Source organism: Streptomyces sp. NPDC029296, from assembly GCF_055569255.1.
On sequence record NZ_JBVHXT010000036.1, the window covers coordinates 72,596 to 94,224 of the forward strand.

The window sequence follows — 21,629 nt, forward strand, 5'->3', positions numbered from 1 at the left end:
ACGTGGGAGCCGCAAGCCCTACGGAGCATCGGGGGATGCACATGAACAGCGTTCCGCAGCACCTGAAGAGCGAGGACCTCCGGGACTTCGAGCGACTGCTCGACGAGGCGCTGCGCTCCGCCCCGCACCGACCGGAACCGGCCGCTGCCGCACAGCGGCTCACCACCGCGCAACTGCGCGCCCTGGCACTCGACGCCTCCGCCCTGATCGCGGCGGCCGCGGCGGCCGAATACCGGCACTACGCCGAACTCCGCGACGCCCTGCGCCAGCCGGCGCCGTCCGCCCCGGCGCCCACGGGCGACCTCGCGTCCGCAGGTCCTCGTCCGGCGGACGCGGACCCCGCCGCCGCACCCGGTGACACCGCCGAGGACACCGGCGCGGGCGCCGTCGCGGTCATCGCCGTGCTGGCCCCCGTCCTCTCCGCGGCCGCGGCGGTCGTCTTCCTGCTCACCGGCTACGTCCTGCGGGCGCTGAGCCCCGGGCAGACCCTCGCCCGGACCCTGCTCGCCACCGGCTGGGTCTTCGGCGCGCTGACCGCGGCGGCGACCCTCGTCGCCGCCGTCGGACTGCTGCTCGCCGCCTTGCGCCACCGCTCCCCGGCGGACACCGGGCGCGACACGGCGGGCGAGGAGGAACTGGAGAGGGCCAGGGATGCCTGGCGGCACGCCCTGCTGGAGCGCGGCATCCTGCCCTTCCTCCGGGAGGTGCCGGCCGCGCCCGGCCCGGCCGCCGTGCGGCACCCGGTCCCGCCCGCACCGGACGGCCGCATACCGCGTCTGGGCTACGACCGGCCGGGCTTCAGCAGCCCCGGCGACCACACGGCGTCCGGCCGCCCCGGCTTCACCAGCCCCGACTACACGGGCCCGGACTACGGCGGCCCGGAGCACCGCCCCGAGTAGCCCGGCCGCGCACCGGGCCACCCGGCCTCGAAAGGCTCGGCCTGCCGAGCCGGCTCAGTCGGCGAGGGGCAGGTACACCCGGTTGCCGGCCTCCGCGAACTCCTTCGACTTCTGGGCCATGCCCTCCTCGATCTCGGCCCGGCTGCCGCCGTGCTCCCGCCGGATGTCCTGCGAGATCTTCATGCTGCAGAACTTGGGGCCGCACATGGAGCAGAAGTGGGCCGTCTTGGCGGGTTCGGCCGGCAGTGTCTCGTCGTGGAACTCCCGTGCCGTGTCGGGGTCCAGGGCGAGGTTGAACTGGTCCTCCCAGCGGAACTCGAAGCGGGCGTCGGACAGCGCGTCGTCCCACTCCTGCGCACCGGGGTGCCCCTTGGCGAGGTCCGCCGCGTGCGCGGCGATCTTGTAGGTGATGACGCCGGTCTTGACGTCGTCCCTGTTGGGCAGGCCCAGGTGCTCCTTGGGCGTGACGTAGCAGAGCATCGCCGTGCCCCACCAGGCGATCATCGCGGCACCGATGCCGGAGGTGATGTGGTCGTACGCCGGCGCGACGTCCGTGGTCAGCGGGCCGAGCGTGTAGAACGGAGCCTCATCGCAGATCTCCTGCTGGAGGTCGATGTTCTCCTTGATCTTGTGCATCGGGACGTGCCCGGGGCCCTCGATCATCGTCTGTACGTCGAACCGCCTGGCGATCCGGTTGAGTTCCCCGAGCGTGCGCAACTCGGCGAACTGTGCCTCGTCGTTGGCGTCCGCGATCGAGCCCGGCCGCAGTCCATCGCCCAGCGAGTACGTGACGTCGTAGGCGGCGAGGATCTCGCACAGTTCCTCGAAGTTCTCGTACAGGAAGGACTCCTTGTGGTGCGCCAGGCACCACGCGGCCATGATGGAGCCGCCGCGCGAGACGATGCCGGTCTTGCGGTTGGCGGTGAGCGGAACGTACGGCAGCCGGACGCCCGCGTGGACCGTCATGTAGTCCACGCCCTGCTCGGCCTGCTCGATGACGGTGTCCTTGTAGATCTCCCAGGTCAGTTCCTCGGCCTTGCCGTCGACCTTCTCCAGCGCCTGGTAGAGCGGCACCGTGCCGATGGGGACGGGGGAGTTGCGCAGCACCCACTCGCGGGTGGTGTGGATGTTGCGGCCGGTGGACAGATCCATGACCGTGTCGGCGCCCCAGCGGGTCGCCCAGGTCATCTTCTCGACCTCCTCCTCGATGGAGGAGGTCACCGCCGAGTTGCCGATGTTGGCGTTCACCTTCACCAGGAACCGCTTGCCGATGATCATCGGCTCGATCTCCGGGTGATTGACGTTGGCCGGCAGCACCGCCCGGCCCGCCGCGATCTCCTCGCGGACCACCTCGGGCGAGACGTTCTCCCGGAGGGCCACGAACTCCATCTCGGGTGTGATCTCGCCCCGGCGGGCGTACGCGAGCTGGGTCACCGCCTGACCGTCGCGTCCCCGCCGCGGCTGGCGCGGACGTCCGGGGAAGACCGCGTCCAGGTTGCGCAGCCCGCCGCGCGGCGAGGTGTGCTTGATCCCGTCGTCCTCGGGGCGGACCGGCCGGCCCGCGTACTCCTCGGTGTCGCCGCGGGCGATGACCCAGTTCTCCCGCAGCGCCGGCAGGCCCCTGCGGACGTCCGTGTCGGCGAGTGGATCGGTGTACGGGCCCGATGTGTCGTACAGCGTGACCGACTGCCCGTTGGTGAGATGCACCTGACGGACCGGCACCCGGAGGTCGGGGCGCGAGCCCTCGACATACGCCTTGTGCCAGCCGATGGACTTCCTGGCCTCCACGGACTTCTCGTCCTGGGTGGAGGCAGGCGTGCGTGCGTCCTTGTTGGTCATGAGACCTACTCCCTACGCCGGCATTACCCGGTAACAGGTTCGGCGGTCGACGCAGCGGTTTCCGTCGGCCGACGTTTCCCGCGGAACACCGCTTGTTCCACGTGAAACATCGCCACCACGGAGGTCAGCGCCCTCTCAGCCCGGTGCTCCGAGCTCCCGCGTGTGCAAAGGTGCCTCCACGCTAGCGCCATGTGTGGCGCGGTGAACAGTGGGCCCCCTCGCGTTCTTGGGATGATCGGGCGGTGACCAGCATGGAGCAGTACCCTTCTCAGCCCCCCGAACCGCCCCGCCGAGACGGCTCGGAGCAGGGCACCGGGCACGGCCGCCAAGCCCCGGGGGGCGGCCGGGAAGCCGCTCCCGGGCACGGTCACTCGCACGGCCACAGTCACAGCCACGGCCCCGCCGCTCCCGTCTCCCTGCATCTACGCAAGGTCATCGCGGCGGTTCTGGTGCCCTTCACGGCGGCGGTCCTGGTCGGCCTCGTGGTGCTCTGGCCCGGACAGACCCCGTCCCACAAACGCACCGGCGTCGGCTTCGACCGGCAGACCCAGCAGGCCACGGTCACCCGGGTCGTCGAGCTGAGCTGCGCGTCGGCGAACGCCTCCGGGGTGCCCCCGACCGGTGACACCTCCACCGCCGAGGGCAGTTCGGCCCGGCAACAGGCCGACGGCCCCTGCAAGAAGGCCACGATCCGGGTCGACACCGGCAAGGACAAGGGCCGCACCTTCACCGAGATCGTGCAGCCGGACCAGTCACGCCAGCTCTCGCAGGGCGAGAAGGTCGTGGTCGCCTACGAACCCTCGGCCCCGAAGAACCTGCAGTACGCGGTGACCGATGTGAACCGCAAGTTCCCCATGACGCTGCTCGCCGGCATCTTCGCGGTGGCCGTGGTCGTGGTGGGCCGGCTGCGCGGAGTCATGGCGCTGGTCGCCCTGGCCGTCAGTTTCCTGGTGCTGACGCTGTTCATCCTGCCGGCGATCCTCCAGGGATCGAACCCGCTGCTGGTGGCCGTGGTCGGGTCGAGCGCCATCATGCTGGTCGCCTTGTACCTGTGCCACGGGCTGTCGGCCCGTACGTCGGTGGCGGTGCTCGGCACGCTGACATCGCTGGCGCTGATCGGTGTGCTCGGGTCGCTGTTCATCGGCTGGGCCGCGCTGACCGGCAACACGGACGACAACACCGGTCTGATCCACGGCCTGTATCCGTCGATCGACATGAGCGGTCTGCTGCTGGCCGGCGTCATCATCGGGTCGCTCGGCGTGCTGGACGACGTGACGGTCACCCAGACGTCGGCCGTCTGGGAACTGCACGAGGCCAACCCGACGATGGGCTGGCGGGGACTGTACCGGGCGGGCATCCGGATCGGCCGGGACCACATCGCGTCCGTGGTCAACACCCTGGTGCTCGCCTACGCCGGTGCCGCGCTGCCGTTGCTGCTGCTGTTCTCGGTCGCGCAGAGCAGCGTGGGGACCGTGGCCAACAGCGAGCTGGTGGCCGAGGAGATCGTGCGCACGCTGGTGGGATCGATCGGCCTGGTCGCCTCGGTCCCGGTCACCACGGCGCTGGCCGCGCTGGTGGTGTCGGCCGACCGGGGCGGACCGGAGACGGGGGTGGCCGGGGCGCCCGCCGGGGCCCGGTCCGCCCCGGCACGCGGCGGCCGAGGCCGGCGCCGGAAGCGGTGAACGGCGGCGGCACCGCCGCCGCTGCGCAGAAGCGTTCCTGCACGGCGCCGCACGCGTGGGTGGGGCCCCCTTGCCACAACGCCTCAGCCGGCGCTCTGCTCCTCGGCCAGGATGCGGTCCAGCGCCTCGTCCAAGTGCGCGTCGAAGTCGGCCAGCGCTGCCTCCTGACCGAGCGGTACCAGCTTGTCCGTGCGGTCGAGGAAGGCCACGAGCGGGGGCGCCGACGAGCGGAAGAGCGCGTGGTCGCCTCCGACCTGAAGCCGGATCAGCACCTCGCCCAGCACCTCGGAGTCGACGGGGGAGATGCGCACGTCCCCCTCCCCGCACGGACGGCCGACCCCGTCGATGAGCAGCTCGCGCCCGAACGCCCAGGTGACGGGTGCGTCGCCGGGGAGATGAAAGGTGAGCCGCACGGCATAGGGATCACTGGACTCGTAGCGCAGCTCCACCGGGATGCGGAAGGAGAGCTCCTCGGAGACGAGAAAGCTCATCATGACTTCTGCCTGTACGGACTCGCGCATTGCCTACCCCGTCATATGACGTCGACTGGCCGGGATTGACCCCTCTGACCGTGGTCAAATCTTGCTCAACGTACACAGTGGATCACAAGGAGTGAGTTTTCAGATACTGATAGAGAGTGTCAGCGATCCCAGATGGCGCCCGATCTCCGTCTGGAGCCGACGGGCCGCCGGCATCAGCCGGTCGGCCTGGTGGGCGGGCAGCGAGATGGCCATGGTGGCCGCGGTCGCGCCGACCGTGATGGGGATCGCCGCGCAGACCGTCCCTACGGCGTACTCCTGGCGCTCCACCGTCGGTTCCATCCGGCCGGTCCGGGCCAGCCGCCGTAGGAGCGCGTCATTGTCCCGCACGGTGTACGGGGTGACGGGCCGTACGGGGTAGCGGGCGAGATGGTCGCGGCGCGCGTCCTCGTCCAGCTGGGAGAGCAGGCACTGCCCGATCGCGTGCGCATGGCCGGTCTCACGGAAGTCCGCCCACTCCTCGACCGCCGGTGCCTGGCGGGAGGCGGAGACGCACATGACCTCGATCTCACCCTCCCGATACCTCGCGTAGTACAACGGCACGCCGATCGAATCGCGCCAATGCGCGAGCGTGTCCGCCACCATGCTGCGACGTTTCTGCTGTGCCCCGCCGTGGGCCAGCCGTTCCGCGGCGGCACCGAGGAAGAACAGCCCCTTGTCCCGGTGCAGATAGCCCTCGTGCACCAGCGTGCGCAGCAGGTGGTAGGCGGTGGGCAGCGCGAGGCCGGTCTCTCGGGCGAGCTGTTTGGCGGGGGCGCCGTAGGGGTGCGAGGCGACGGTCTCCAGCAGGCGCATGGCGCGCTGGACGGATCCGATGAGCGTGGCGGCGGGCGCGGCCGGGGGGCGCGGTGCCGGCCGGCCGGCGGAGGGCGGCGACTCGCGGGTGCCGGCGGCGGGCGGGGGGCCGGGGCTGCCCGCCGCGGGCGCGCCCGCCTGGCTGGGAACGAGCGGGGACGACGGTCGCTGGTAAGGGGGTGCGCAGGGACGCGGTGCGACGGCGGGTGCGGGGGGTGCTGCCGGTGCGGTGTCAACCATGGCCAAGGGGTCACTCCCGAAGCGCGAGGGGGGAGCCCGTGCGAGGGGTGGAGCACGGGGTCTGCGCCTCCCGCGGAGCCGGAGTCCGCGGGGGGTTCCGGACTTTAACGGGCCCGCCACCGCGCCCGGACCGCTCCGGACGGAAACTTCCCTCCCCCGAGGGAACCGCCCGCGTCACCGCTGACCGGCGACCTGACGCCTCACCACCCGCTGCGGGACGAGGAGTTCCCGGTGAACCGGCGCACGACGTAGATCAGTCCGCCGACCAGGGCGACGAAGACCAGTGCCTTGAACAGCAGGCCGATCACGAACCCGACCACGCTCGCTATCAGGCCGCCGAACACGGCCAGGGCGATGACCGGCACCGCGACCCACTTCACCCACCACGGCAGCCCCGCGAAGATCTCTCGCATCGCCTCGTCCTTTGCGTTCTCGTGCGTTGTCTGTGATACGCACTCGATGCTAGGGCCGCGAGGGCCTGAGCGGGGGTTTCGCATCCCTTGTCCTGCCCTGACCCGTCCCCTAGGGAACGCGGGGGCCGGACTCACGCCTCGGGTGGAGAGAACACGACGAGCACCCTGAGATCCTCGCTGATGTGGTGGAACCTGTGCGGCACCCCGGCGGGCACGTACACGACGCTGCCCCGTGCCACCTGGGTCGTCTCCGGGCCGACCGTGAGCGAGGCCCGGCCGCTGACCACGAGGTACACCTCGTCCTGGCCGTGCGGCTTCTGCGGGTCGTGTCCGCCCGCGTCGAGGGCGTACAAGCCGACCGACATGTTCCGCTCGCGCAGGAACTGCAGGTAGGCACCCTCGTTGGCGGCGCGCTCCGCCTCCAGGTCGTCCAGCCGGAATGCCTTCATCGCCGCCGCCGTCCTCGCCTCACTGCTCGCCGCTCCCCTGCTCCCGTGGCCCGCCCGCCGTCATCCGGCCGGGTTCCGTCCGGTCTGCCACGATCAGACACATGAGGAATTTCCTAGTCAAGACGATCGCCAACGCCGGTGCCCTGGCGGTCGCGGTATGGGCGCTCGACAAGATCACCTTGACCGGTGACAGCACCGCCAAGAAGGCCGGCACGCTGATCGTCGTCGCGTTGATCTTCGGTCTGGTCAACTGGCTGGTCAAGCCGATCGTGAAGGTGCTCACCTTCCCGCTGTTCATCCTGACCCTGGGGCTGATCACCCTGGTCGTCAACGCGCTGATGCTGCTGCTGACCTCCTGGGTGTGCGGAAAACTCGATCTGAGCTTCCATGTGGAGGGTTTCTGGACGGCCGTCCTCGGCGGTCTGATCGTCTCCGTCGTCTCCTGGGCACTGCACGTCGTCCTGCCCGACGAGGACTGATCGCACCATGACCTACCGCGTCTGTTTCGTGTGCACCGGCAACATCTGCCGCTCCCCGATGGCCGAATCCGTCTTCCGCGCACGCGTGGCGGAGGCCGGCCTGGATGACCTGGTGGCGGTCGACAGCGCCGGCACGGACGGCTGGCACGAGGGGGAGCCGGCCGACCCGCGCACCGTCTCGGTCCTGGAGGAGCACGGCTACGGCAGTGCGCACACGGCCCGCCGGTTCCTGCCGTCGTGGTTCGCCCGGCTCGACCTGGTGATAGCCCTGGACACCGGCCACCTCAGGGCCCTGCGCCGGCTGGCGCCCACCGAGGAGGACGCGCGCAAGATCCGCCTGCTGCGCTCCTACGACCCCGGCGCCGGCTCCGACCTCGACGTACCGGACCCGTACTACGGGGCCCGGGACGGCTTCGAGGAGTGCCTTGAGATGGTGGAGGCGGCGAGTACGGGGCTGCTCGCCGCCGTACAGGACGAACTGGAAGGACGGGCCGCATGAGCGAGGGCACGAGAAGCGAGGACGGCACGGGCGACGGCACGCGCGCGGTACGGGCGGGACTGCCCGAGCCGGTCAAGCACGAGCCGACCCTGCCCGGACCGGTGTTCGCGGCCCACTTCCACCTGCCCGGTGAGGTGTCGGGACCGTACGCGTACGGCCGTGACGACAATCCGACCTGGACCCTGCTGGAGCGCGCCATAGGCGAGCTGGAGGCCCCCGGTCGGGAGGACGTCGAGACGCTGGTCTTCGCCTCCGGCATGGCGGCGATCTCCTCCGTGCTGTTCTCCCAGCTGCGCGCCGGGGACGCGGTCGTGCTGCCCTCCGACGGCTACCAGGTGCTGCCGATGGTCGGCACCCAGCTGGAGGCCTACGGCATCGAGGTGCGCACCGCGCCGACCGGCGGCGACGCCCAGCTGGAGGCGCTGGACGGAGCGCGGCTGCTGTGGATCGAGTCCCCGTCGAACCCCGGGCTCGACGTGTGCGACATCCGGCGGCTGACGGAGGCGGCACACGCGCGGGGCGCGCTGGTCGCCGTGGACAACACCCTGGCCACCCCCCTCGGGCAGCGCCCGCTGGAACTGGGTGCCGACTTCTCCGTGGCCAGCGGTACCAAGCAGCTCACCGGGCACGGTGACGTCCTGCTGGGCTATGTCACCGGCCGCGGCGCCGAGGCGATGGCCGCCGTACGCCGCTGGCGCAAGATCGTCGGCGCGATCTCCGGGCCCATGGAGGCATGGCTCGCGCACCGGTCCATCGCCACGCTCCAACTGCGCGTCGACCGGCAGAACGCCACCGCCCTCGCGGTCGCCGAGGCGCTGCGGCAGCGGCCCGAGATCTCCGGACTGCGCTACCCGGGCCTGCCCGACGACCCCTCGCACCCGATCGCGGCGCGGCAGATGCGCCGCTACGGCTGTGTCGTCTCCTTCACCCTGCCCACGCGCGCACGTGCCGAGCGTTTCCTTGAGGCCCTGCGCCTGGTGGAGGACGCGACGAGCTTCGGCGGGGTGCGGTCCACGGCCGAGCGGCGCCGCCGCTGGGGCGGGGACGACGTGCCGGAGGGCTTCGTCCGGATGTCCGTCGGCGCGGAGGACCCTGAAGACCTGGTGGCCGACGTGCTGCGCGCCCTGGACGAGTCCGCCGGGTAACCCCTCGCACGGCTGGCCGCCGCGGCTGCCGGACGGTCCGAGCCTCCCCCCTCGTGGCTCGGACCGCCTGCGGTCCTCGGGTGGGAAGACCGCCCGAACCAGGCTAGTTGACTCTGCGTCAGTGTCCAATCACGGTAGCGACAGGGACCTATCGGCATATTTATAGTTGGCTCCTGCCCGGCGGCCGGCGAAAGGGCGAGGAGGCAGGGAAAGGGGAGGGCACGCCGTGGATCTGGCCTTGCTGCGGACCTTCGTCACCGTGCACCGGGCTGGTTCCTTCACCCGTGCCGCCGCTCTGCTCGGCCTCTCCCAGCCCGCCGTCACCTCGCAGATCCGTACGCTGGAGCGCCAGCTCGGCAGGCCGCTCTTCCTCCGTCAGGCGCGCGGGGTGACCCCGACGACCATCGGCGACGAACTCGCGCACCGGGCCGCACCGCACCTCGACGCCCTGGTGGAGATAGCCGAGGGCGGACTGGACGACGACCCGGCGTCGCGGACGCTGCATCTGGCGGGCCCGCCGGAGTTCACCGCCGAACGCGTGCTGCCCGCCCTCACCGGTCTGACCGACGACGACGGCCGGGCCCTCGCGCTGCGTGTCTCCTTCGGCGCCGCCGAGGAAACGCTGGAGGGGCTGGCCTGCGGCCGGCACGACCTGGCCGTCAGCACGGCCCGTCCGCGCGGGAACCTGCTCACCGCCACTCCGCTGTGCGACGAGGAGCATGTACTGGTCGCCGCCCCGCACTGGGCGGAACGCATCGGGCCGGACAGCGTGCGGCTGAAGGGCGCTCCGGTCCTGGAAGACCTGCCCGTCGTGGAGGTCCACGAGTCGCTTCCGCTCGTCTCGCGCTACTGGGCTTCCGTCTTCGACTGCCGGCCGGCCGCCACGGGCACGGTGATCGCCCCCGACCTGCGGGCCGTGCTCTCCTGTGTGATCGCCGGTGCCGGGCTCGCGGTGCTGCCCCGCTATCTGTGCGCGCCGGCCCTGGAGCGGGGCGCGATCGTCACCCTGCTCGACCCGCTGGTGCCGCCGTTGCGCACGTACTTCCTGGTGGTGCGGACCGGCACCCTCGCCCTGCCCCACGTGGCACGGGCCCACGAGTGGCTCCGGTGCGCGGCCGCGGCCTGGTACTGACGCCGCCCGGGTGGGGTGGCGCCCGCAGTGGTCGGCCCGTGGCGCTTTGCGATGTTTCACGTGGAACCAGCGGGGCCACATTTCTCCCATGACCGTCCGACCCGTGGTCAAGCGCACCGCCCGCGCCGTTCTCCTGGACGGTGACGACCTGATCCTGATCAAGCGCACCAAGCCCGGCGTCGATCCCTACTGGGTCACCCCCGGTGGCGGGGTCGAGCCCGGGGACTCGACCGTCGTGGACGCCCTGCACCGGGAGGTGTACGAGGAACTCGGCGCCAAGATCACCGACGTGGTGCCGTGTTTCGTGGACACGGTGGAGCACATCGGTGAGGACTGCGGCACGACCGGTGTGAAGGTGCAGCACTTCTTCGTCTGCCGGCTGGAGTCGATGGACCCCGCCCTGCGGCACGGCCCCGAAGTGGACGAACCGGCCGGGGAGTACGAGATCGTCCGTGTCCCGTTCACCCGTGTCGGCATCGCCTCCGTCCACCTAGTCCCGCTGTCCCTGCGCCACTACCTGGACGGGAACATCGAGGGCGTACGTGCCATGCACGCCCCCGACCTCGGCTGAGCGCCCTCAGTACGCGCCGGCGAGCAGGTCCTCCACCGAGTCGTGCCGTATGCGGCCCGGCGGGACGCCGATGCCCCGGAGCGTGTCGACACCGCTGCGGATCATCGCGGCCGGGCCCGAGAGGTAGGCGTCGTACCCGGGCCACGGCCCGTGCGCTCGTACGGCGTCGGGGAGCCGGGTCTGCTCGTCCGTGACGGTCCGGACCGACAGCCAGGGATGGATCCGCCGGAGCCTGAGCAGGGTGTCGAGGTCGTACAGACCGTGATCGGTGCGGGCGCCGTAGAAGACCTCGACCGGCCGGCGCTCGCCGTGCTCGGCCACGTCCTCCACCAGGGCCTTGATGGGGGCTATGCCGGTGCCGCCGCCCAGGCAGAGCAGTCCGCTGTCCGTGGTGTGGTCGACGGTCATCGAGCCGGCCGGCGGCCCGAGACGGATCTCGTCGCCGGGCCGGGCCCGGTGCACCAGGGCGTTGGACACCCAGCCCGCCGGGACGGCCTTCACATGGAACACGAGCAGTCCGTCCGAGCGGGGCGCGCAGGCGATGGAGTAGTGCCGCCACACCCGGGGCCACCACGGGGTCTCCACGCTGGTGTACTGGCCAGCGAGGAAGGGGTAGGGCTGGTCGGGCCGGACGGTGAGGACCGCGATGTCGGGGGCGCGCAGGTCGTGGCCGACGATCTCGGCCTGCCACCATGCCGGGCCACGCAGTTCGTCCTCCGCCGCCGCGTCGATCATGACCTGGGAGAACAGGGTGTAGGCCCGTACCCAGGCGGCTTCGGTCCCGGGGTCCCAGACGGCGGTGGCGTACCTGCTCAGTGCGCCGATGAGGCACTCGCCCAGGGCCGGATAGTGCTCGGCACGCGCCCCGTACTTGCGGTGTCCGCGCCCCAGGCCGCGCAGGTGGCCGAGGAGGGCCGGGGTGTCGTCCAGGTGCTCGGCCGCGGTGAGCAGCGCCTTCAGCAGGCGCTCCCGCTGGACGTCCATCGCGGCCGGGAACAGGGAGCGCAGTTCGGGGTGCCGGACAAACAGGAGTGCGTAGAAGTAGGAGGTGACCTGGTCGGCGACGGGAGTGATCTCGGTCAGCGTGCGCCGGATGAGGCGGGCGTCCGCACTCTCCTGAGCGTCCGGTGGCCGAGACGGGGGTGCCGTGCGCGGCGTGAACCAGCCCTCCCCGTCCGGCTTGCCGTTCTCCCCCGGCGTGCTGATCGCAGCGTCCATGGTGTGCCCTCGCCTCGAACGTCGTCTGGTCGGTACGGCGACTACCGTGTCAGTCCCACCAGTTCATAGGCTCCCCACAGGTCCCGTCCCGTGTAGGAGTGGGTGGCGAGACCCGCCAGGTGGGCATCGGCGTTGACCGCCACGGACACCGGCACGGCGGCGAACAGATCCCTGTCGGACGACGAGTCGCCGTACGCCACGCAGTCCGACCGGGTCACTCCGAACTCCGCGCAGAGCCGGTCCATGATGGTCACCTTGGCCGCCGCGTTGAGCACCCCCGTCGGGTCGACGGGCTCGGCGAACGGCACGGCCGGGAAACGGGAGCCATGGGCCGCGTGGGCACCCCAGCCCAGCAGGCGTTCGACGAAGAAGGAGGGCGAGAGGGACACCACCGCGCAGTACTCACCCGCACTCCTGATCTGCGCCCAGACCTCGCGGATCCGGGCCAGCCAGGGAGCCGCCTCGAACGCGGCCCCCACATGCGCCTCGGTCAGACCGGCCCACAGGTCGTACACCCGCGCGGCATACTCCGGCGGGCCGATCCGTCCGCCGGCGATCTCACGCTCCAGCGCCATCGTCTCGGTTTCCAGGCCCAACTGGCGCGATATCTCCAGGGGAGCGGTGGTCCCGTGCAGCAATGTGCCGTCCAGATCGAAGAGGTGAAGTCTCGTCATGGCGCCGAGGCTAGTGGGCCGGTCGGTGTTTCACGTGAAACACCGCACAGCTGTCCGACGGCTGTACGGATGCCCATGAGATGGCCAAAAGAACGTGCGTCCGCATCGAAACAGGTGGACGGCGGGGGCGCCGTTCGGACAGCCTGACCTGCGTGCCAACTCCTTCCCTCACCACTCTGCCCATCCGTCGCCTGACGCTCCGCGATCTCACCGCCTGCGCCGACCTGTCCGAAGACCGGGGGTGGCCACGCGAGGAACACAAGTGGGGTTTCCTCCTCACCGCCGGGAAGGGATACGGCATCGACGACCCCGAGGGCGGTCTCGTCGCCGCGTGCGTCGTCACGGAGTACGGCGGGTGGGGGCAGCCGGAACTCGGCGCCATCGGCATGGTCCTCGTGGCCGGACGCCATGCGCGCCAAGGGGTCGGCCGCCGCTTGATGCGGCACGTCGTCTCGGTCATGGGGAGCACCCCACTGACCCTGCACGCCCCCCCCCGACGGCCGGCCTCTCTACGAAGAGCTGGGCTTCAAGGTGACGGGCCGGGCCGAGATGCTGAGGGGCCGCTTCGCTCCCGGCGGCCCGGAGTCCGGGGTCGTCACGCGGGCTGCCACCGCGGAGGACCTCCCGGCGATCGTGCGCCTCGACGAGGAGGTGTTCGGCGCCGATCGCACTCCTCTCATCACCCGGCTGCCCGCCTTCGCCGATCAGCTGCGGGTCGCCGAGGAGGGAGGCCGGCTCATCGGCTACACCGCCGCGTGGCCCAACATGGACACCCATGTGGTCGGCCCGCTGATCGCGAGGGACACGGAGACCGCCAAGGCGCTGATCGCCTCGCTGGCGGCCCGTACCGAGCGCCCGCTGCGCACCGACATCGACGTGCGTCACGGAGAGCTGCTGGACTGGGCGAAGGAGCGGGGCCTGGCCTCCGTGGCCTTCAACTCGGTGATGACCTACGGCATCACCGAGCTGCCGGGGGACTGGACCCGGCGGTTCGCCCCGCTGACGGTCGCCGCCGGCTGAGCCGTTCGACGCGCGCCGGCCCCGCCGCTCGGAGCGGCGGGGCCGGCGTGACCGGGTCCGACCGGCAGGTCAGGCGAGCGCCTGTACGGCCGCGGCGGCGATCCCGTGGTCCTGCTCCGGCGCACCGCCGCCGACGCCGATCGCGCCGATCAGCCGGCCGTCCCGGTGGACGGGCAGGCCGCCCGCGATGAAGAGCAGGGGGCGGTCGAGGGCCGTGGGCAGGGTGTGGAACGCGCCGCCGGGCTGGACGGCGGCGACGAGGTCGGCGGTGGGCGCGTTCAGCTGGAGCGCCGTGTAGGCCTTGCGGGTACTGGTCTCGCCGGAGATCAGCACGGCCCGGTCGTCCCGGCGGAAGGCGAGCAGGTGGCCGCCGGCGTCCAGAACGGTGACGCTGACGGTGACTCCGGAGTCCTCGGCCGCCCGGCGGGCCGTGGTGACGAGCAGCTCGGCGTCCTCGGTGGTGAGTGGGATGACGGCGGTGGTGCTCATGGAGCTGTCTCCTTGGATGGTGCTGGGTGAGTGCTCGCCGTACCGGAGCGTGGGCCCCGGTACGGACGTCTGCGGGGGATACGGGGCGAGGCGCCCGCGGAGCGGACTGCTCAGTGGTGGGCGGGGGCCCGGTCCGCCTGCGTCCCGGAGGCGACCACGCTGCCGCGCGCGCCGTCGCGGCGCTCCAGGGCGGCGGAGAGGACGGCGAGCAGCAGGGCGGCGGCGGCGAGGACGGCACCGACCCAGTTGGGGGACGTGTAGCCGAAGCCGGCGGCGATCACCACGCCGCCGAGCCAGGCGGACAGGGCGTTGCCCAGGTTGAAGGCGCCGATGTTCACTGCGGACGCGAGCGTCGGGGCGCCGTGCGCCTGGTCGAGGACGCGCTTCTGCAGCGGCGGCACGGTGGCGAAGCCCAGGGCGCCGATCAGCGCGATGGTCACGGCGGCCGCGATCTTGTTGTGCGCGGTGAACGTGAACAGCGCCAGGACGACGGCCAGGGCGCCCAGGGAGACGTACAGCATCGGCATCAGGGCGCGGTCGGCGAACTTGCCGCCGACGAGGTTGCCGCCGACCATGCCGAGGCCGAACAGGACCAGCAGCCAGGTCACCGAGCCGTCGGAGAACCCGGCGATGTGGGTCATCATCGGAGCGATGTAGGTGATGGCCGCGAAGACTCCGCCGAACCCGAGGACGGTCATCGCCATGGCGAGCAGGACCTGGGCGTTCTTGAAGGCGGCCAGCTCGTGGCGCAGCCGCACACCCTCGGGGCTGGGCAGCTCGGGGACGAGCTTGGCGATACCGGCGAGCCCGATGACGCCGAGGCCGGCGACGATGCCGAAGGTGACGCGCCAGCCGATGCTCTGCCCGATGAGCGTGCCCAGCGGGACGCCGACGACATTGGCGACGGTCAGACCGGTGAACATCATGGCGATGGCGCCGGCCTTCTTGTGCGGTGCGACCAGTTCCGCCGCGACGACCGAGCCGATGCCGAAGAAGGCGCCGTGGGCGAGGGAGGCGATCACGCGCCCGAGCAACATGACCGCGAAGGCCGGGGCGACGGCGGAGAGCAGGTTTCCGGCGACGAAGAGGCCCATGAGCAGCATCAGCATGCGCTTGCGCGGGACCTTGGTGCCGAGCACGGTCATGATCGGGGCACCGATGACCACGCCGAGGGCGTAGCCGGTCACGAGCAGGCCCGCCGTGGGGATGGAGACCCCGAAGTCGTCCGCGACCTCGGGCAGCAGGCCCATGATCACGAACTCGGTCGTTCCGATTCCGAAGGCCCCGATCGCGAGGGCCAGGAGCGCGAGAGGCATGGGGGGTACCCTTCCAGCGATTGCAGGAGCGCTTTGCGTGCTTTCACAATAATTGCAGACGCTGGCTAAATGCAACTGCCGACTATTGCGCCGGTGCTCTACTCTTGTGGTGGAGCCGCTCCGGGACGGAGGAAACGCCACATGACAGCGACGGACCCCTCGCTCACCGCCCTCGCCCAGGGCTGGTGCGCCCTTTCCGCTCTGCACGGAAGGATCGAGGCGCACATCGAGCGCGCCCTGCAGGCCAAGCACGACCTCAGCGTGCGCGAGTACTCACTGCTGGACGTGCTCAGCAGGCAGCACACCGGTGAGGGCGGGCATCTGCAGATGAAGCAGGTCGCCGACGCGGTCGTCCTCAGCCAGAGCGCCACCACCCGCCTGGTGACCCGGCTGGAGAACCGCGGCCTGCTCGAGCGCTACCTCTGCCCCACCGACCGGCGCGGCATCTACACCAACGTCACCGAGGCCGGCCTGCGCCTGCTGGAGGAGGCGCGGCCCACCAATGACGCCGCCCTGCGCGAGGCGCTGGACGCCGCCGCCCAGAACCCCGAACTCGCCCCGCTGGTCCGGGTGGTGGAGTCGCTGAGCGTGCCCGCATAGGGTGCGCACATGGGAGATCTTGAAATACGCGCCGCTACCGCCGACGACCTCCCGGCGATCGTCGCGATGCTCGCCGACGATCCGCTCGGTGCCCAGCGCGAGTCGCCCGACGACCTGACGCCATACCGCGCCGCACTGGAACGGCTCGTCGCCGACCCGAACCAGCACCTCGTCGTCGCCGTGCGCGAAGGCCGCGTGATCGGAACCCTGCAACTCACGATCATCCCGGGGCTCTCGCACCGGGGCGCCACCCGCGCGCTCGTCGAGGCCGTGCGCATCCACGCCGACGAACGGGGCAGTGGGCTGGGCAGCCGGCTGATCGAGTGGGCGATCGACACCTCCCGGCGGCTCGACTGCCGGATGGTGCAGCTCACGTCCGACAAGACGCGCACCGACGCCCACCGTTTCTACGAACGACTGGGCTTCACTGCCTCGCACGAAGGCTTCAAACTGCGGCTCTGACCGTGCCGCAGGCCGCCAGAACGGCCCAGGGGGTGTGTTTCACGTGAAACACACCCCCTGCCCGGTCAAGGGCTAACCGATGCCCCGCCATCCCTCCGGGTCCACGCCACCGGGCACCGGGGCCTCGGGGTCGTACGGCTGCCGAGTGAACACGAACGAGCCGAGATCGAGATGGCTCAGGGAACCGTCCGGACGCCGCACGGGCCGCAGCAGCTCACCGGCGTAGTAGCCCTCCAGCCCGGTCCAGGTGCCGTCGCCGTTGGCGCGGAGGCGGGCCTTGCGGCCTCCCCCGGTCAGCGGTGCCAGGGAGAGCAGGCCGTCGGCGGTCGCACGCAGGCCGAACGCCTGGGTGCCCCAGTACCACTGCCCCACCAGCTCCAGCACCGCCGGATCGACCTCGCGCAGGGGGCGCCAGGGTTCGGGGATGCGGGGTTCCGCCTCGGCGACGATCCGGACCAGGTCCGCCGCCACGGCACTCGGCAGCGGCCCGCTGGTGCAGTTGGTGAGCACCACCGCGGCGACGTCGTCCTCCACGCTGATGCTCAGGTTCGCCAGGAAGCCCGGCAGCGAACCGGAGTGCCCGACGAGCAGCCGGCCGTTCCGGTGCCGGATCTGCATCCCGAGGCCGTACGTGACCCCGTCCACCACGTCCGCGCTCTCGGCCGGGGCCGCGGGGGTCCGCATCTCCGCCACCGACCGCGCGCCGAGGACCCGGTCGTCCCCCCGGGCCAGAAACGCGGCGAACCGCGCCAGGTCCCCGGTCGTCGACCAGAGCTGGCCGGCCGGTGCCATCCGGCCCAGGTCCTCCACCACCTCGGGCAGCAGCGCGTCGGCCCACGGATGCACGGCCCACCCGCCCGCGTGCGGTGCCTGGGGCCGCGTGCTCGTCCGGTGCAGGCCGAGCGGCTCCAGGATCTCGTCGCGCAGCACGTCCTCCCAAGCGGCGCCGCGCATCTCCGCCACCAGGGCGCCGAGCAGGGTGTAGCCCGTATTGGAGTAGTGGTGCCGTCGGCCGGCGGGGTGCAGCAGGGGCTGTTCGCCCAGCACATCGCTCAGCTCGGGCCGCAGCGAGCCGGGGGTCCGCTCCCACCAAGGGGCGGGGGTCTCGGCGGCCAGCCCCGCGGTGTGGGCGAGCAGTTCCGCGACGGTCGCCTCCCCCACGCCGGTGCCCGGCAGGTGCTTCTCCAGCGGATCGCCGAGATCGAGCAGACCCTCATCACGCAACCGCAGTACCAGCACGGCGGTGAAGGTCTTGGTGATGGACCCGATCCGGTACTGCACGGTCTCGTCCGGTGCGTGCCCGCCCACGCAGGTCCGCGCCCCGTGCCACACGGCCTGCCCGTCCCGCACCACGGCCGCCACCAGCGAGGGAGCCCGCCCTTCGGCCTGCGCGACGGCGATCCGATGCAGCAACGCGCGCCGGGTGGCCGGCAACAGGGCTTCCTGATGTGTCGTCATGCCCCCAGTCCACCCGGTGACGACAGCGGCCGTCGAATCCATTTCCCCTGCCCGGGCGACCGCGTATGCCGGAGCCCTCCGTGCCGGCCCCTCTACGCCGTCGCCCACCGGACTCGGTAGTTCCAGCGGGTGAGCGCCCGCACGACGGTTCCGGCACCGATGGGGTTGGCACTGTGAACGAAGACCGTCCCGATCCGGAACGGCCGCCCGTGGAAGGCGGCCTCCTCCATCAAGGACGGACCTACGCGTCGGCCGGTCAGGTCTGGGCCATGTCCACGAAGCGGGAGTAGTGGCCCTGGAAGGCGACCGTGATGGTGGCCGTGGGGCCGTTTCGGTGCTTGGCGACGATCAGGTCGGCCTCGCCCGCGCGCGGGGACTCCTTCTCGTACGCGTCCTCGCGGTGCAGCAGGATGACCATGTCGGCGTCCTGCTCGATGGAGCCGGACTCACGCAGGTCGGAGACCATCGGTTTCTTGTCGGTGCGCTGTTCGGGACCACGGTTGAGCTGGGAGAGCGCGATGACCGGGATCTCCAGCTCCTTGGCGAGCAGCTTGAGGTTACGGGACATGTCCGAGACCTCCTGCTGACGGCTCTCGGCGCGCTTGGACCCGCCGGACTGCATCAGCTGGAGGTAGTCGATGACGACCAGCTTCAGGTCGTTGCGCTGCTTCAGACGCCGGCACTTGGCACGGATCTCCATCATCGACAGGTTCGGGGAATCGTCGATGTAGAGGGGCGCGGCCGACACGTCCGGCATCCGGCGGGCGAGGCGTGTCCAGTCCTCGTCGGTCATCGTGCCGGACCGCATGTGGTGCAGGGCGACCCGGGCCTCGGCGGACAGCAGGCGCATCGCGATCTCGTTGCGCCCCATTTCGAGCGAGAAGATCACGCTCGGCAGGTTGTGCTTGATCGACGCCGCCCGCGCGAAGTCCAGCGCGAGGGTCGACTTACCCATGGCAGGACGGGCCGCGATGACGATCATCTGGCCGGGGTGGAGGCCGTTCGTGAGGGAGTCGAAGTCGGTGAACCCGGTGGGCACACCCGTCATCTCGCCGCTGCGCGAGCCGATCGCCTCGATCTCGTCGAGGGCGCCCTCCATGATGTCGCCGAGCGGGAGGTAGTCCTCGCTGGTGCGCTGCTCGGTGACGGCGTAGATCTCGGCCTGCGCGCGGTTGACGATCTCGTCCACGTCACCGTCGGCCGCATAACCCATTTGTGTGATGCGCGTACCGGCCTCAACGAGGCGGCGCAGGACGGCCCGCTCGTGGACGATCTCCGCGTAGTACTCGGCGTTGGCCGCCGTCGGGACGGTCTGGACGAGGCTGTGCAGATACGCGGCGCCGCCGACCTTGTTGATCTCGCCGCGCTTGGTCAGCTCGGCGGCGATGGTGATCGGGTCCGCTGGCTCGCCCTTGGCGTAGACGTCCAGGATGGCCTGGTAGATCGTCTCGTGCGCGGGCTTGTAGAAGTCGTGGCCCTTGAGAATCTCCACGACGTCGGCGATGGCGTCCTTGGACAGCAGCATGCCGCCCAGCACGGACTGCTCGGCGTCCAGATCCTGCGGCGGAACGCGCTCGAAGGCGGCGCCGCCGTCCCATGACCCGCTCTCGCGGCCCCGGTCGTGCTGCTCGTCCCGCCCACGGCCGCCGTCACCCCGCCGGCGGGAGGCCGGCAGACGATCGCTGGGTCCGCTGTCGGCCCACGGATCGTCCAAGGGCTCGGAAATGCTCACCGAGCCACCTCCTCCCGTCCGCACGGCGGACCTCGCCGTGGCCTCTTTTGTACGGCACGACACTGACAAATCGAGAAGCCCTGCTCCGGTTCTCGCGCGTCGGATTCGTGGCGGTTCCCGGGCCGGAAGAGGGTCACTCGCCGGGCCGTGGGAAGGAGTGGGCGCCGCACCACGGTAGGCCCGTCGGCACCGTCAGCCAATCTGGTTATCCACAGGCCATGTGGACGACCGGCCCGATGCTGTGGAGAACTCGCCGAAACCTGTGCACGACCCGGTGGACAGCCCTGTGAACAAGCCCTCGATCTTCTCGGCACCACAGCCCTGATCTGCCCTTTTACGATCCACCGGCTGTGCAGAAGAAAAACTTCCGCAGTCGGGCCAAGATCACTTCGAACGGTACCCGAAAGGACACGCCCCGAGAGGAGAGGTAAGGATCACCAAGCGGTTGCGTCACTTACCTGTGGACGATTAGATTGATGCGCATGACACAGGCCCCAGAGATCCCCCAGGCCGTCCGGCGGCGGCACGACCGAGAGATCGTCGCGCTGGCCGTCCCGGCCTTCGGTGCCCTGGTCGCCGAGCCGCTTTTCGTCATGGCCGACAGTGCGATCGTCGGCCACCTCGGGACCGCCCAGCTCGCCGGTCTCGGTGTCGCCTCGGCGCTTCTGACAACCGCCGTGAGCGTCTTCGTCTTCCTCGCCTACGCCACCACCGCCGCCGTGTCCCGTCGCGTCGGCGCCGGTGATCTCGCGGCGGCGATCCGGCAGGGCATGGACGGCATCTGGCTGGCGCTGCTGCTCGGCCTCGCCGTCATCGCCGTCGTCCTTCCGCTGGCCCCCGGCATCGTGGATCTCTTCGGCGCCTCGCCCACCGCGGCGCCCTACGCCACCAGCTATCTGCGCGTCTCCTCGCTGGGCATCCCCGCGATGCTCATCGTCCTGGCCGCGACCGGCGTGCTGCGCGGCCTGCAGGACACCCGGACCCCGCTCTACGTCGCCGTCGCCGGGTTCGTCGCCAACGCCGCCCTCAACGTCGGACTCGTCTACGGCGCCGGGCTCGGCATCACCGGTTCGGCCTGGGGGACGGTCATCGCGCAGTGCGGCATGGCCGCCGTCTATCTGACGGTGGTGGTCCGGGGAGCCCACCGGCACGGCGCCTCCCTCCGGCCCGACGCCGCCGGTATCCGGGCCTCGGCCCAGGCCGGGGTCCCCCTCCTGGTCCGTACGCTCTCCCTGCGGGTGATGATCATGATCGCCACGGCGGTCGCGGCACGACTCGGTGACGCCGACATCGCCGCGCACCAGATCATCCTCTCGCTGTGGAACCTGCTGTCCTTCGCGCTCGACGCGATAGCGATCGCGGGACAGGCCATCATCGGTCGCTACCTCGGCGCGGACGACGCCCAAGGGGCACGCCAGGCCTGTCGCCGCATGGTCCAGTGGGGCATCGCGACCGGTGTCGTGCTGGGCATGCTCGTCGTCGTCGCCCGGCCGCTCTTCCTGCCGCTGTTCACCGGTGACTCCGGAGTGAAGGACGCCGCGCTGCCGGCCCTGCTGCTCGTGGCCCTGGCACAACCGGTCTGCGGGATCGTCTTCGTCCTGGACGGGGTCCTGATGGGCGCGGGCGACGGGCCCTATCTGGCATGGGCGATGGTCGCCACCCTGGTGGTGTTCGCCCCGGTGGCCCTGCTGGTGCCCACGCTCGGCGGCGGGCTCACCGCGGTGTGGTCGGCGATGGCCCTCATGATGACGGTTCGCATGCTGACCCTGTGGCTGCGGACGCGATCGGGCCGCTGGATCGTGACGGGCGCGACCCGCTGACCACTCCGCCCGCCGGTCACATGACCATGTCGGTGGCACGCCGACCAGGCGGCCCGTCGACTGTTTCACGTGAAACATGCCGTGGTGAACGCCTCGGTCATGGAATGCCCGGGCATGCCAAAGGGGCCGCACCCTGCACGGATGCGGCCCCTCTCAAC

At 71.0% G+C, this 21,629-nt stretch carries 21 protein-coding genes and 1 pseudogene; 11 read left to right on the plus strand and 11 right to left on the minus strand.

Going from position 1 to position 21,629, the window contains the following annotated elements; genetic code table 11:
* Positions 1 to 35 precede the first annotated feature (35 nt).
* Positions 36 to 899: a hypothetical protein gene (locus ACZ4W9_RS28540; RefSeq protein ID WP_467940574.1), complete on the plus strand. Its 864-nt coding sequence runs from the start codon at positions 36 to 38 to the stop codon at positions 897 to 899.
* Between the two features lie 54 nt (positions 900 to 953).
* Here the strand turns inward: ACZ4W9_RS28540 and thiC are convergent, their stop codons facing one another.
* Positions 954 to 2,738 (minus strand): phosphomethylpyrimidine synthase ThiC, encoded by a 1,785-nt coding sequence (thiC, locus tag ACZ4W9_RS28545; RefSeq protein ID WP_467940576.1) that lies wholly within the window; start codon positions 2,736 to 2,738, stop codon positions 954 to 956.
* A gap of 251 nt (positions 2,739 to 2,989) precedes the next feature.
* On the opposite strand from thiC, the gene ACZ4W9_RS28550 reads away from it, so the two are divergent.
* Positions 2,990 to 4,420: a YibE/F family protein gene (locus ACZ4W9_RS28550; RefSeq protein ID WP_467940640.1), complete on the plus strand. Its 1,431-nt coding sequence runs from the start codon at positions 2,990 to 2,992 to the stop codon at positions 4,418 to 4,420.
* An 83-nt stretch (positions 4,421 to 4,503) separates the two neighbouring features.
* On the opposite strand, the gene ACZ4W9_RS28555 is transcribed toward ACZ4W9_RS28550, so the two are convergent.
* The 4 genes from ACZ4W9_RS28555 to ACZ4W9_RS28570 all read right to left on the minus strand — a co-directional run bounded on the left by ACZ4W9_RS28555 (position 4,504) and on the right by ACZ4W9_RS28570 (position 6,856).
* A complete protein-coding gene (locus ACZ4W9_RS28555) occupies positions 4,504 to 4,941 on the minus strand; it encodes an SsgA family sporulation/cell division regulator (RefSeq protein ID WP_467940578.1) in 438 nt (145 codons plus the stop codon).
* A gap of 99 nt (positions 4,942 to 5,040) precedes the next feature.
* Entirely contained in the window at positions 5,041 to 5,775 is a 735-nt protein-coding gene (locus ACZ4W9_RS28560; protein WP_467940642.1) for an IclR family transcriptional regulator, read from the minus strand.
* 419 nt (positions 5,776 to 6,194) lie between these two features.
* Positions 6,195 to 6,407, minus strand: coding sequence for a DUF5326 family protein (locus ACZ4W9_RS28565; protein WP_467940580.1), 213 nt, complete (start codon positions 6,405 to 6,407; stop codon positions 6,195 to 6,197).
* A gap of 131 nt (positions 6,408 to 6,538) precedes the next feature.
* The gene (locus ACZ4W9_RS28570) at positions 6,539 to 6,856 is read right to left on the minus strand and encodes a cupin domain-containing protein (RefSeq protein WP_467940582.1); all 318 of its coding nucleotides are present in this window, start codon (positions 6,854 to 6,856) and stop codon (positions 6,539 to 6,541) included.
* Between the two features lie 101 nt (positions 6,857 to 6,957).
* Between ACZ4W9_RS28570 and ACZ4W9_RS28575 the strand changes: the two genes are divergently transcribed.
* The 5 genes from ACZ4W9_RS28575 to ACZ4W9_RS28595 all read left to right on the plus strand — a co-directional run bounded on the left by ACZ4W9_RS28575 (position 6,958) and on the right by ACZ4W9_RS28595 (position 10,682).
* Positions 6,958 to 7,335 (plus strand): phage holin family protein, encoded by a 378-nt coding sequence (locus ACZ4W9_RS28575; protein ID WP_387826719.1) that lies wholly within the window; start codon positions 6,958 to 6,960, stop codon positions 7,333 to 7,335.
* Positions 7,336 to 7,342: 7 nt separating this feature from the next.
* On the plus strand, positions 7,343 to 7,834 hold the full coding sequence (locus ACZ4W9_RS28580) for a low molecular weight protein-tyrosine-phosphatase (RefSeq protein ID WP_467940584.1): 492 nt from the start codon (positions 7,343 to 7,345) through the stop codon (positions 7,832 to 7,834).
* Positions 7,831 to 8,979: a cystathionine gamma-lyase gene (locus ACZ4W9_RS28585; protein WP_467940586.1), complete on the plus strand. Its 1,149-nt coding sequence runs from the start codon at positions 7,831 to 7,833 to the stop codon at positions 8,977 to 8,979. Before ACZ4W9_RS28580 ends, ACZ4W9_RS28585 begins: the two co-directional genes overlap by 4 nt.
* A gap of 226 nt (positions 8,980 to 9,205) precedes the next feature.
* Complete coding sequence (locus ACZ4W9_RS28590; protein WP_467940588.1) at positions 9,206 to 10,111, plus strand: LysR family transcriptional regulator; 906 nt, start codon at positions 9,206 to 9,208, stop codon at positions 10,109 to 10,111.
* An 88-nt stretch (positions 10,112 to 10,199) separates the two neighbouring features.
* Complete coding sequence (locus ACZ4W9_RS28595) at positions 10,200 to 10,682, plus strand: NUDIX hydrolase (RefSeq protein ID WP_467940590.1); 483 nt, start codon at positions 10,200 to 10,202, stop codon at positions 10,680 to 10,682.
* A 6-nt stretch (positions 10,683 to 10,688) separates the two neighbouring features.
* Here the strand turns inward: ACZ4W9_RS28595 and ACZ4W9_RS28600 are convergent, their stop codons facing one another.
* Both ACZ4W9_RS28600 and ACZ4W9_RS28605 read right to left on the minus strand, forming a co-directional pair.
* The gene (locus ACZ4W9_RS28600; protein ID WP_467940592.1) at positions 10,689 to 11,900 is read right to left on the minus strand and encodes a globin domain-containing protein; all 1,212 of its coding nucleotides are present in this window, start codon (positions 11,898 to 11,900) and stop codon (positions 10,689 to 10,691) included.
* A gap of 41 nt (positions 11,901 to 11,941) precedes the next feature.
* Entirely contained in the window at positions 11,942 to 12,574 is a 633-nt protein-coding gene (locus ACZ4W9_RS28605) for an HAD family hydrolase (protein WP_467940594.1), read from the minus strand.
* 152 nt (positions 12,575 to 12,726) lie between these two features.
* On the opposite strand from ACZ4W9_RS28605, the pseudogene ACZ4W9_RS28610 reads away from it, so the two are divergent.
* Positions 12,727 to 13,594, plus strand: a pseudogene (locus ACZ4W9_RS28610) (GNAT family N-acetyltransferase).
* Between the two features lie 69 nt (positions 13,595 to 13,663).
* Here the strand turns inward: ACZ4W9_RS28610 and ACZ4W9_RS28615 are convergent.
* Positions 13,664 to 14,083: a GlcG/HbpS family heme-binding protein gene (locus ACZ4W9_RS28615; protein WP_467940596.1), complete on the minus strand. Its 420-nt coding sequence runs from the start codon at positions 14,081 to 14,083 to the stop codon at positions 13,664 to 13,666.
* A gap of 110 nt (positions 14,084 to 14,193) precedes the next feature.
* Complete coding sequence (locus ACZ4W9_RS28620; protein ID WP_467940598.1) at positions 14,194 to 15,399, minus strand: MFS transporter; 1,206 nt, start codon at positions 15,397 to 15,399, stop codon at positions 14,194 to 14,196.
* A gap of 141 nt (positions 15,400 to 15,540) precedes the next feature.
* Here ACZ4W9_RS28620 and ACZ4W9_RS28625 point away from each other — a divergent pair, with 141 nt between their 5' ends.
* Complete coding sequence (locus ACZ4W9_RS28625; protein WP_467940600.1) at positions 15,541 to 15,999, plus strand: MarR family winged helix-turn-helix transcriptional regulator; 459 nt, start codon at positions 15,541 to 15,543, stop codon at positions 15,997 to 15,999.
* Between the two features lie 9 nt (positions 16,000 to 16,008).
* Positions 16,009 to 16,461: a GNAT family N-acetyltransferase gene (locus ACZ4W9_RS28630; RefSeq protein ID WP_467940602.1), complete on the plus strand. Its 453-nt coding sequence runs from the start codon at positions 16,009 to 16,011 to the stop codon at positions 16,459 to 16,461.
* 72 nt (positions 16,462 to 16,533) lie between these two features.
* Here the strand turns inward: ACZ4W9_RS28630 and ACZ4W9_RS28635 are convergent, their stop codons facing one another.
* A complete protein-coding gene (locus ACZ4W9_RS28635; RefSeq protein WP_467940604.1) occupies positions 16,534 to 17,919 on the minus strand; it encodes a serine hydrolase domain-containing protein in 1,386 nt (461 codons plus the stop codon).
* A gap of 256 nt (positions 17,920 to 18,175) precedes the next feature.
* Positions 18,176 to 19,651 (minus strand): replicative DNA helicase, encoded by a 1,476-nt coding sequence (gene dnaB, locus ACZ4W9_RS28640; RefSeq protein ID WP_467940606.1) that lies wholly within the window; start codon positions 19,649 to 19,651, stop codon positions 18,176 to 18,178.
* 482 nt (positions 19,652 to 20,133) lie between these two features.
* Between dnaB and ACZ4W9_RS28645 the strand changes: the two genes are divergently transcribed.
* Complete coding sequence (locus ACZ4W9_RS28645; protein WP_467940608.1) at positions 20,134 to 21,471, plus strand: MATE family efflux transporter; 1,338 nt, start codon at positions 20,134 to 20,136, stop codon at positions 21,469 to 21,471.
* Positions 21,472 to 21,629 lie beyond the last annotated feature (158 nt).

Bases quoted from the DNA above. Each gene is read 5' to 3' on its own strand.
- ACZ4W9_RS28570 (WP_467940582.1), bottom strand. From the start codon at position 6,856: ATGAAGGCATTCCGGCTGGACGACCTGGAGGCGGAGCGCGCCGCCAAC.
- ACZ4W9_RS28635 (WP_467940604.1), bottom strand. From the start codon at position 17,919: ATGACGACACATCAGGAAGCCCTGTTGCCGGCCACCCGGCGCGCGTTG.
- ACZ4W9_RS28565 (WP_467940580.1), bottom strand. From the start codon at position 6,407: ATGCGAGAGATCTTCGCGGGGCTGCCGTGGTGGGTGAAGTGGGTCGCG.
- ACZ4W9_RS28620 (WP_467940598.1), bottom strand. From the start codon at position 15,399: ATGCCTCTCGCGCTCCTGGCCCTCGCGATCGGGGCCTTCGGAATCGGA.
- thiC (WP_467940576.1), bottom strand. From the start codon at position 2,738: ATGACCAACAAGGACGCACGCACGCCTGCCTCCACCCAGGACGAGAAG.
- ACZ4W9_RS28630 (WP_467940602.1), top strand. From the start codon at position 16,009: ATGGGAGATCTTGAAATACGCGCCGCTACCGCCGACGACCTCCCGGCG.
- ACZ4W9_RS28625 (WP_467940600.1), top strand. From the start codon at position 15,541: ATGACAGCGACGGACCCCTCGCTCACCGCCCTCGCCCAGGGCTGGTGC.
- ACZ4W9_RS28600 (WP_467940592.1), bottom strand. From the start codon at position 11,900: ATGGACGCTGCGATCAGCACGCCGGGGGAGAACGGCAAGCCGGACGGG.
- ACZ4W9_RS28575 (WP_387826719.1), top strand. From the start codon at position 6,958: ATGAGGAATTTCCTAGTCAAGACGATCGCCAACGCCGGTGCCCTGGCG.
- ACZ4W9_RS28585 (WP_467940586.1), top strand. From the start codon at position 7,831: ATGAGCGAGGGCACGAGAAGCGAGGACGGCACGGGCGACGGCACGCGC.
- ACZ4W9_RS28615 (WP_467940596.1), bottom strand. From the start codon at position 14,083: ATGAGCACCACCGCCGTCATCCCACTCACCACCGAGGACGCCGAGCTG.
- ACZ4W9_RS28540 (WP_467940574.1), top strand. From the start codon at position 36: ATGCACATGAACAGCGTTCCGCAGCACCTGAAGAGCGAGGACCTCCGG.
- ACZ4W9_RS28645 (WP_467940608.1), top strand. From the start codon at position 20,134: ATGACACAGGCCCCAGAGATCCCCCAGGCCGTCCGGCGGCGGCACGAC.
- ACZ4W9_RS28555 (WP_467940578.1), bottom strand. From the start codon at position 4,941: ATGCGCGAGTCCGTACAGGCAGAAGTCATGATGAGCTTTCTCGTCTCC.
- ACZ4W9_RS28595 (WP_467940590.1), top strand. From the start codon at position 10,200: ATGACCGTCCGACCCGTGGTCAAGCGCACCGCCCGCGCCGTTCTCCTG.
- ACZ4W9_RS28580 (WP_467940584.1), top strand. From the start codon at position 7,343: ATGACCTACCGCGTCTGTTTCGTGTGCACCGGCAACATCTGCCGCTCC.
- ACZ4W9_RS28550 (WP_467940640.1), top strand. From the start codon at position 2,990: ATGGAGCAGTACCCTTCTCAGCCCCCCGAACCGCCCCGCCGAGACGGC.
- ACZ4W9_RS28605 (WP_467940594.1), bottom strand. From the start codon at position 12,574: ATGACGAGACTTCACCTCTTCGATCTGGACGGCACATTGCTGCACGGG.